Raw genomic sequence first — 10,498 nt, 5'->3', positions numbered from 1 at the left:
GTAAACTTCACGGGCACAGCGTATCCTTCAACTTGCTTGGCTTTTACACATTTCAATGTTTTTCTTTAACTGGCTCGTCAGAAAGACAATGCCAAAAACTGATTTTTCACCACACTTTTAGAAAAAACGGCTTTAACGAGACAGATTTCTTTAAAAAGCAAACGGATAGAATTATAAAAATTACATTAGGAGTGGACCTAACTGATCGCACTGTCAACGATGATTCAAAACATATCATTTCAAAAGTTGGCGGAGCAAGAACTAGTGATGATCTTAATAATTTCTTTTTTCAAATTCAAGGAGAATTTGATAGCAGTGAGGGGATTGGGATACCCAAGCTTTTATGGGGAAACAAAATAGATGATTTAATTGCGGTTTCTCAAGAAGGAATATTTAGTCCTCTAGATAAGCTGTTTAAAGTGGTTTATGTTGATCCAACTATAGACTTAGCCATGACATTTTCAAAAAATAGAAAGAGATTTTTTGATCAAAATAAGCTTGATGATAATGATATAGGACTAAGTGAAGAGATTAAAGAATTAGGTATTGAATTGAACACAAAAATAAGCAGTATGAACCTCATCCAGTCTTTTCAAAGTACTATTACAAATGAATATAGAAAACTAAAAAAAGAAAATATAAGCATTGAGATGAAATCGGAATTGTCAATAAATGGATACTTTACGAATCTTGTTCCATACATTAGAAAAGATGAAGATGATAATATGTATCCAACATCAGGCGATGGGCGCAAAAAAATATTAGCCTATTCTTTGCTCAATTATTTAACACAATTGCAAGAAGAAGGTAAAATTATTATTTATCTTATAGAAGAACCAGAGAACAATTTGCATAGATCAATGCAAATTGCCCTATCTAAACAACTTTTTGAGTCTAAAGTATACAACTACTTTTTTCTATCTACTCATTCTTCAGAGCTATTGTATGAAATGGATGAAGCTTCACTTATTAGGATTTATTCAAAAGACAGTATTAGCTGTGAGTCCTTTATATACCGTGTGGATTCAGAATTCAAGAGCCTAAGGAAAGAGTTAAATAGATCATTATCCACAGCACTCTTTGCAGAAAAAGTACTGCTGGTTGAAGGACCTTCTGAGAAAGCTTTATTTGAAAAAATATTAGAAATGATACACCCAATCTATGAATTAGATGGAGGATACATATTAGAGGTAAATGGTATAAAATTTGAGCCTTATGTTAAAGTGCTGCGAGGGTTAAATATCTCAGTTTTCATAAAGACAGATAACGACTTGAAAGCAAAAAAAAATCATCCAACTACTTTTGATATTATTGGGATGCAAAGATGTTTGAATCTTTTAGATTCTCAAGAGCGTCTAGAACCTGTTGAAATAGATTATTACCATAAGCGAAACGGGAAAAAAATTTTTACTAATAAGACTAAGCTGAATAAAATTAAAGAAAAGAAATTGGAACTTTACATTTTATATAGCGATAAAATCAGAGAAATGGTAAAAAATAATATTTATTTATCAAAACTTGATTTAGAAAATGATTTACATGAAGCCCTTGGAAATAGATTGGGAGAATTATTGGATGAGAAAGACCCAGTGAAATACCTGCAAGAACATAAGCTTTTAAACATGTTAGAACTAACAACAAAACTTACTGAAGAAGATTGTCGAAAAATTATTAATCATTCTTTATTTAGAGCTTTAAGAAAGCTGGTGCCCAATGAAGTTAGTGGATCAGGACGCTAGAGATAGTATTTTAAATGATTCTGGCAATATTGTAGTCTCAGCCAGTGCGGGTTCAGGTAAGACTACCATTATGATTAATAAAATGATATTAGAATTGGATAAAATAACTGATCATAGAACGATTGCTGCAATTACGTTTACAGTGAAGGCAACAAAGGAAATTAGGTTGAGAGCTTCAAAGAAGATAAAAAAACATTATGTGGTAATGACAAATGATTCCTTTATTGAGCAGGAAATAGTTCGGCCTTTCATCAAGGATGCGTTGGGAGAGGAGTTCTATGGAGATTTTTCTGTAGAATACGGCGGGGATTATAAATTTCAGGACTTTAACTCAGGGTTAAAGCAGTTAAAAGAAAATAAAATTTTAGGCAGTTATAGGTCAAACCATTTTAACTTTAAGTTTGAGTTGGCTTTGAAAGTTCTACTTAATTCTGTAGCTGCTCAAGAATACATTAAATCAAAGTATGCGGTTATTTTCCTAGATGAGTATCAGGATTCGGATAAAAATATGCATCAGTTCTTTATGTATTTAAAAAACATTTTGGGTCTGAAATTATTTATTGTAGGAGACGGCAAGCAAGCCATCTATCATTGGCGAGGAGCAATGGAAGATGTGTTTAAGGTATTAAGTAAAGAAAATTTTAATATGTATGAACTAAGCAAGAATTTTAGGTGTGATGCGGAGATAGAAAATTATGCAAACCTACTGCATAATGTAAAGTATTTTTTGCAGCCTTCAATTGTAGCCCAAAATGTTATTTTTAAAAAATATATAGACGAAGGATTTGTGAACTTTTCTTCAAATTTTTATGCATTGGTTTCTTCTAACTTGATTAACTTAAATAAAGAAATTACCATAATAGCCAATATTAATGATGAGGCCAAAACTATCGCGGATAAACTAAATGAAGCTGGTTATGACTTTATTTTTATCCCTAAAACTCCTTTAGACGATGGTCTTCCGAATGGGATTTTATTAAAGGAACTAGCTCTGTATTGTAAAAATGAGCTTTACTCAGTTTATGATTTTATTGAGAATACAGGAATTGACGAGGGAACAAGAATTGAAGTTAATAAAATCATTAGTGGTTTAAAAAAGAATCCCTCTAATAACAAAGTGAAAATTATATTACCCAGGCTAGCAGAGTATCTTGATTTTTCCTTTACAGATGATGAAGTAGACAAATTTTATGAAAGTATTAGTAATGTGAAGTACGATATGGCATTTGAATTATCTGAAAAGAAACACAAAGTAATGACTGTGTTTGCAGCCAAGGGGTTAGAATTTGACCAAGTAATTAGTTTATCAAGGTATTATAGACTGCATCAAGGTGAGCACATACAAAATCATTATGTTTGTATTACAAGAGCTAAAGAAAAATTTGTCATGTTCGTTGAAAGGAAAGAGTACTTTAATTATGTATCGAATATTGCGAAGCACAACAATAATGATGTTAAAAAACTAGTTATGTGTATTTCTTAATTACAGGTAGGGGGCACCATCATGACTTTAATTAATAAACTTGAGCCTCAAGATGATTTTATTGGTTTTTATTTAATTAAGGAGTTAGAGATAAAGCAAACTAACAGTACGCCTCCAAAAGATTATTTTGATATGACTATTGGAGACTCGACTGGCGAAATGAACGCTAAGTTTTGGGATATTAGTGAAAGCGATAAAAACATGTATAAGGCTATGCAACTTGTAAAAATTCAGGGGTCTGTGCAAGTCTATCGTGACAAACCACAAATAAAAATATTGAAAATGCGTACAATTAATGAAAATGAAAATATATCACTTAATGATTTTATAAAATCTGCTCCTATTCCTTCCAATGAACTAATGCAGACCATTCAGCAAACTATAGATAATATCTGTGACTTGAAAATTAAAGAAATCGTACTCTATTGCGTGAAAAAAGTGGAGGATAAACTATTGCACTATCCAGCGGCAAAGACCAATCATCATGCTTTTTTTGCTGGGCTAGCATATCATATCGTCCGTATGTTAGAAATCGGTGATTTTATATGCAAACAACGGCCTTTTTTAAATGCAGACTTAGTAAAGGCGGGAATTATACTTCATGATATAGCTAAGCCTGTCGAAATGAATGCCCAAATGGGCATTGTTTCAGAATACAGCAATCAAGGGAAACTGATCGGGCATATTGCTATTGCTTCAAGTTGGGTAACAGAAGCTGCAATTACTTGTGGTACTTCACTAGATTGTGATCAAGTAATTGGTTTGCAACATCTTATTCTTTCTCATCATAATCTTGGAGAATGGGGAAGCCCTGTTCAGCCCCAAATGGCAGAAGCTGTTGCGTTGCACTATATTGATATGATAGATGCTAAGCTTCAGATGGTTGAGGATTCTTTATCAGCCAGTCCACAACATGAAGAATGGACTTCTACTGTCCGAGGTCTTGAGGGTAAGCAAATATTCCGCACTAATTTTTAACTTGATGAGTAGAATGAATGAATGACCTGTAATAGCCCTGACTGGTCACATTTTTGGTCACACTTTTTCTTTTCTGAGCGCCGCGGCGCACTCGAACGTAGAAACATAAAACTCAAAAAAGCCTTGTCCCATAAGGCTTTCCCCCACAATTCAATTAACGTACAAATCCTCATCTCTCCACTGGCAGCGATGAGGTCAATCCCCTTAGGCTCTGCCAAAAATAAAAATTGTATATTTGTCTTGAAAGGCCTCGTGTTCACACTAAGCTATGTTCGATAAAAAAGACGGGCATCCACCGGGTGTCCGTCTTTATTATGGGCCGCCTGAGATCAAAATTATATTAATCTAGCAGACTTCCCCAAATGAGGGATAGAAATTTTATCCATAATGTGGTTATATTAAATCGAAAATCTAAAATCTTCTATTGTTGCTTGGGGGAAAAGTATGGAGGTCTTGTTTCGTCGAAATCGGCTGGTTCTGCTGTTCGCTGTGCTCATATGCACGATATTGGCGATGCTGCTTGGCGGAGAAAATAAAGTGTACGCAGCGTTCTCGGGTGGGGAAGGATCTTCGGAGAACCCTTATATCATCACGAATGTTGCTCAATTAAACGAAGTGAGAAATGGTATGGATGCTCACTATCGATTGGATGTAAATCTCAATTTGGACGGAGTGCCTTCCTGGGCACCGATTGGGGATTGGAGCAGTAATCCGTTCACCGGTGTTTTCGACGGAAACGGACACACGATTTCGAATTTGACAATAGACACCGGTGGGGCGGGTACAAGTAACCGCGGTTTGTTCGGTTATATTTCTAATGCCGAGATTCGAAATGTCGGGTTGGTCAATGTGAAAATCAATGCCGGAACCGGTGACAACATCGGCGGATTGGTGGCATTTAGCGAAAGCTCCACAATAGAGTATGTGTATGTCACCGGAACCGTAGCCGGAGACGAATCGGTAGGTGGGGTGGCCGGTTATACATCCGGTAATCCCAGCGATGCCATTCGCTCTTCTTACTCGGCGGTCAAAGCAACCGGAACGGTTAATGTCGGTGGATTGATTGGCAAGAAGGAAGGCTTTGGAACGATTATAAGTAGTTACTATAATTCAGACTTGACAAGCGGTTCCGCCGGCGGAGCGCCCCTTACCGAGGCGAACATGAAGAGCAGCAGCTATTTTACCGGCTGGGATTTTACCGATAATGACGGGGACGAAAGCGAATGGGGCATACTCGAAGGCATGACCTACCCTATGCATCGCAAGACCTTCGATCGAATTACGTTGGACACATTGGAGGTTACGGTTGGATCAGGTCCGAATACCGGCGATCCGGTGGAGCTTGAACCGGTCTTTTCAAGCGATCGATTAACGTATTTGGGCCATCTGCCGAACGCTGTGGATAAAGTGACCTTATCCGTAAACGCGCAGGGCAGCGTGGCTTCGATCGATGGGGGAGGCGGAACCGCTACAGAAACGATAGATTTGATCGAAGGCGCGAACACGATCCTTATTAAAGTTTCGAGCGCCGGTACGGCGGTTCCGGCTCCATGCGCGGGACCGTGCACGCTGCCCGACCCTTATGTATTGGAGTATACGCTCCAGCTTAGCCGGGAGGACGGGAGCACCTACCCTCACAGCATCTCGACAGCCGAACAGCTGGCGGCGATCGGCACGGGTGTCACGGACGGCTACCAATTGGGCGATCACTATATATTGATGAACGATATTGACTTGTCCGGGTATTTGAGCCCTTCCGGCTGGGGATACAACGGGGCAAAGGGATGGGAGCCGATTGGAGACGCCGCGCATCCTTTTACAGGAACATTCGACGGAAACGGTCACGTAATCAGGAATTTGTTCATTGATCGGGAAAATGAAGATGACATCGGATTTTTCGGAGTGGCGTCGGGTACCATCAAAAGTATCAGCTTGACGAATATGGATATTACCGGGAAGCGTACGGTGGGAGGCTTGGTCGGATCGCTGCTTGATGGCGGAGCGATGATGCACGCTTATACGGCCGGGACGGTGACGGCAACCGCTCAAAGAGCGGGTGGTTTGGCAGGGAAATTAGAAGGAGATGTGGCGGAAACTTACTCCACAGCGAACGTCATTGGATTAAACGGATCCGACTCCATAGGAGGACTCATCGGGGAGACGGAAAATGCGAGTGTGACCGACTCCTATGCTGCCGGGACCGTAACTTCTACAGCAAGTTCTAGAGTAGGAGGGTTCATTGGCGCCAGCATCAATACGGTGGTGACCGATTCCTTCTGGGATATCGAGACAAGCCATCACAATACTTCGGCCGGAGGAAGCGGAGCCGCGGGGAAACAAACGGCGGAAATGAAATCAACATCTACCTTTTCCAATGCGGATGTGGATTGGGATTTCACAAACACCTGGGCGATGATGGCGGGAACGACGTATCCGATGTTCAAACACGATTACGAAGCGGTGAAGCTGGCGAGTTTGAGTGTGATGTCAACAGGAGCGGTATTGAGTAGGGATCCGGCTTCTTATAAACCCGAACAAGGTTTATACACGATTACTTCTAATCGTTATATTCAAACAGTCGATATTGCCGTTGGTCTCGCTAATCTACATTCGACGGCTGCGATTTCTGGAACTGAAGCGACTTCGGCAACAGTCCCCGTGGTCCCCGGCGATAATGAGATTGCGATTGAAACGAAGGACAAGAACGGAATGACGCGAGGTTCATACAAGCTCAAGATTCAGGTTCCTGCACCACAGATAAACGATGTTGAATTGCCCTCCGACGGATATTACGGAATCGGCGATACCTTGACATTCACCGTAAGCTACGAGGGGAATGTGGATGCACCTGTTGGTACGCCAAGACTGCCGATTGTGATTGGAGAAGGGGCAGATCCGGCAACGGTTTACGCTACCTATACGGAACAGCCTGCAGGTGAACAGAACAAGCTCATATTCACGTATGAAGTGCAGGAAGGATTCACGGATGCGGATGGCATCGAAATCGGAACGGCAATCGATTTGCCGGTTGGCGCCGGTATTACAGCGTCAGGTGTAGTTGTTCCGCTGGCTGTCCCGGCGGCGGGAACGAACCGCATTGTCATCGATTCAAAATATCCCTCCATTATTTTGACACAGTCGCCTGACAGCGGGACGTTGACCAAGGGAGCGGTGACGGTAACTGCAGCAACCTATGGAACGGGCAGCGATATCGTGGTAACGAAGTGGGCGGAAGGTGCGCGGACCAAAGAATTTTTTGCAAGCGCAGGGACGCTGTTGACAGGGGGCAGCTTTCAGGTAACAACGAACGGAGCGTATACGGTTTACACCGAGGATCAAGCCGGCAACGGTGCGGTTGAGATGATCGATATCGACAATATCATGACCGAATTGCCGCAGATCAACTTGTCGTACAGCCCGGCCGTCTTAACCAACGGTTCGGTCACCGTCCGTGTTACAGCTGATGTGTATGGTGATGCCAACGTGTTAACAAAGCTGAATTGGTTGCCGGGAAGCCATCCCGCGGCGGATTTCGCAGGCGGTGCCAACGGAACCGATATTATGGCGGTCAAACAATTCGCGGTCACAGTAAACGGTACGTATACCGTCTATGCCAAAGATACGGCGGGCAACGAGGCGGTTAAAGAAATTTCGATCGGGAACATACTCACGACGGCACCGGAGTTGGCGCTAAGTCACAACCCGATAACCACGATTAAAGGATCCGTTACCATAAGTGTTGTAACGGCAGTGTATGGAGAAGCGGCTGGAAACGCGCTGGCAAAGCTCAGTTGGATGCCCGGAAGCCACCGAGCGGCGGCATTTGATGGAGGCGGCAGAGGTGCCGATATATTGAGCGCTAAAGCATTTACCGTCGATAGCAATGGCGTGTACACCGTCTATGCCAAAGATGCGGCAGGCAACGAGACGGTTGAAGAGATATCGATCGTCAACATACTTACGACGGCACCGAAGTTGGCGCTAAGTTACAACCCGACAACCACGATTAAAGGATCGGTTACCATAAGTGTTGCAACGGCAGTGTATGGAGAAGCGGCCGGAAACGCACTGGCAAAGCTCAATTGGATGCTGGGTAGCCACCGAGCGGCGGCATTTGATGGAGGCGGCAGAGGTACCGATCTATTGAGTGCTAAAGCATTTACCGTCAACACCAATGGCACGTACACCGTCTATGCCAAAGATACGGCAGGCAACGAGACGGTTGAGGAAATTTCGATTACGAACATACTCACAACGGAACCGGAATTGAGGCTGAGCTTCAGCCCGTCAACCGTTACGAAAGGGTCCGTTACCATAAGTGTTACAGCAGCAGTGTATGGGGAAGCAGCTGGAAACGCGCTGGCAAAGCTCAATTGGATGCCCGGAAGCCATCGTGCGGCGGAATTTGATGGAGGCGGTAGAGGTGCCGATATTTTGAGCGCTAAAGCATTTACCGTCAATGCCAATGGCACGTACACGATCTATGCCAAAGATGCGGCAGGCAACGAGGCGGTTGAAGAAATTTCGATTTCAACGATTGTCGTAACGCCGCCTGTTTTGGAATTAAGCTATAGCCCGACAACAAGCACCGCGGGACCCGTCGTCGTCCATGTCAGTACATTCATAGCTGGGCAGGAGTCTGGCAATACATTGGCTGTGCTCAACTGGCTGTCGGGAAGTCATGTGGAGACGGATTTTGCAGGCGGTGCCAACGGAACAAGTATTTTGGCGGCAAACGCATTTACGGTCGCAATAAACGGCGCGTATACCGTCTACGCCAAAGATGCGGCAGGTAATGAAGCGGTTAAGGAGATTTCGATTTCCAATATGGCGGAACCTTCACCTGAGCCGGATGAGGGCGGAGATGACAGCGACTACGGGGCTTCCCTCACGCCTTCATCCCAGTCAAGCATCATCAAAGATCTACTAGGAGGACTCTCCATTCGGATCGATGCTTCCGACATCGTGAAGGAAACAAGGCCTGATGGAACCGTGGTTGAGAAAGCCGTGTTGTCCAATAAGACCATCGAACAGGTGCTGGAAGCTCTGAAAGAAGCACAGAAGCCATTCGTAACCATTGAGATCAACGACTCTGAACAAGCCGTGCAAGTGCAGTTTCCAGCGGCTTCTCTTGGAAAAGTAGCAGATTCATATTCGGATGCCGCGTTCGTGGTTGAACTGAACGACGCCAGTTTCCAGCTGCAAATTCATGTACTCGATCTCGAAGAACTAGCTAAACAACTCGGCGTTGATATCCGGGATATGCAAGTGAATGTCGTTATCGGGAAGGTAAGCGGACTGGCGAAGGAGCAATTGGAGCAAATCGCAGACAACCATGGACTCAAGCTGATCGGTCAAGCGGTGGATTACAAGGTGACTGTGTCTGCAGGTGATCGTACGATGGAAGTTCGTGATTTCGGCGGGACGTACATGGTTCGGGCAATCGTACTGGATGAAGACTTGTCGGATAAGCGTATCGCTGCCGTACTGTATGATCCAGAAACCCGGACGCTGTCCTTCGTACCGGCCGTGACGGCAGCTAGGAGAGACGGTCAGAAGGAAATATCGATGAAGGTTCCACATAACAGCATCTATGCGATCGTGGAAGCAGAGAAGAAGACATTCGCCGACTTGAACGGTCATTGGGCGAAAAATGATGTGGAGCTGCTCGCATCGAAGCTGATTGTAAACGGGGTGTCCGAAGCCCGATTCGCACCGGATGACAGCATTACGCGAGCCGAATTTACCGCGTTAATGGTTCGTGCCTTAGGGATTAAGATGGAAGGAAAGATCGAAAGCACGAGGTTTCAGGATGTATCCATCGATAATTGGTATGCTCCCGCCATCGAGGCAGGGGTAAAAGCCGGATTGGTCGACGGGATCTCGAACGATCGCTTTGCACCGGACAGCATGATTACCAGAGAACAGATGGCTGTGATGATTGCGAACGCCTTATCGATTGCAGGTAAACCGGGAATGGACGACAACCAGGCAGTGAAATACCTTGTTAATTTTGACGATCGATCCGACATCTCCATATGGGCAAGGTCTGCGGTGGCACAATCCGTAGCGGCAGGAATACTACAGGGGCTAACGGAAGGCATGATGGCGCCGGCTGAAAATGCAACCAGAGCGCAAGCGACCGTTATGTTGAAGCGATTCCTGCAGCATGTCGAGTTTATGGATTGAGTATTAAGCGATAGAAGGCTCCATGCGTAAAAACCCTTGTAATTCAAGGGTTTTTCGCTTTTTAATGAACGTTAACAAATGGTCATTAAACCAATTTGGTAAACACAGA

General features: G+C 43.5%; 4 protein-coding genes. All 4 read left to right on the top strand.

The window, feature by feature from the left end; translation table 11 throughout:
• A partial coding sequence (locus tag KXG62_RS31400; protein WP_218095956.1) for an ATP-dependent nuclease occupies positions 1–1,739 on the top strand: 1,739 nt, incomplete at its 5' end.
• Positions 1,714–3,222 carry a UvrD-helicase domain-containing protein gene (locus KXG62_RS31395; protein WP_218095955.1) on the top strand — a complete coding sequence of 503 codons (1,509 nt, stop codon included), beginning with the start codon at positions 1,714–1,716 and terminating at the stop codon, positions 3,220–3,222. The genes KXG62_RS31400 and KXG62_RS31395, both read left to right, overlap by 26 nt.
• A 21-nt stretch (positions 3,223–3,243) precedes the next feature.
• The gene (locus tag KXG62_RS31390) at positions 3,244–4,200 is read left to right on the top strand and encodes a 3'-5' exoribonuclease YhaM family protein (RefSeq protein WP_218095954.1); all 957 of its coding nucleotides are present in this window, start codon (positions 3,244–3,246) and stop codon (positions 4,198–4,200) included.
• A gap of 444 nt (positions 4,201–4,644) precedes the next feature.
• A complete protein-coding gene (locus tag KXG62_RS31385) occupies positions 4,645–10,389 on the top strand; it encodes an S-layer homology domain-containing protein (protein WP_218095953.1) in 5,745 nt (1,914 codons plus the stop codon).
• Positions 10,390–10,498: the final 109 nt, after the last annotated feature.

It is taken from the genome of Paenibacillus solanacearum, assembly GCF_910593845.1.
GTDB classification, from domain to species: Bacteria; Bacillota; Bacilli; order Paenibacillales; family NBRC-103111; genus Paenibacillus_G; species Paenibacillus_G solanacearum.
This window is presented reverse-complemented; position numbering and strand designations above follow the sequence as displayed.

Excerpts from the sequence above, each read along its gene's own strand:
- KXG62_RS31395 (WP_218095955.1), top strand. The coding sequence starts at position 1,714 with ATGAAGTTAGTGGATCAGGACGCTAGAGATAGTATTTTAAATGATTCT.
- KXG62_RS31390 (WP_218095954.1), top strand. The coding sequence starts at position 3,244 with ATGACTTTAATTAATAAACTTGAGCCTCAAGATGATTTTATTGGTTTT.
- KXG62_RS31385 (WP_218095953.1), top strand. The coding sequence starts at position 4,645 with ATGGAGGTCTTGTTTCGTCGAAATCGGCTGGTTCTGCTGTTCGCTGTG.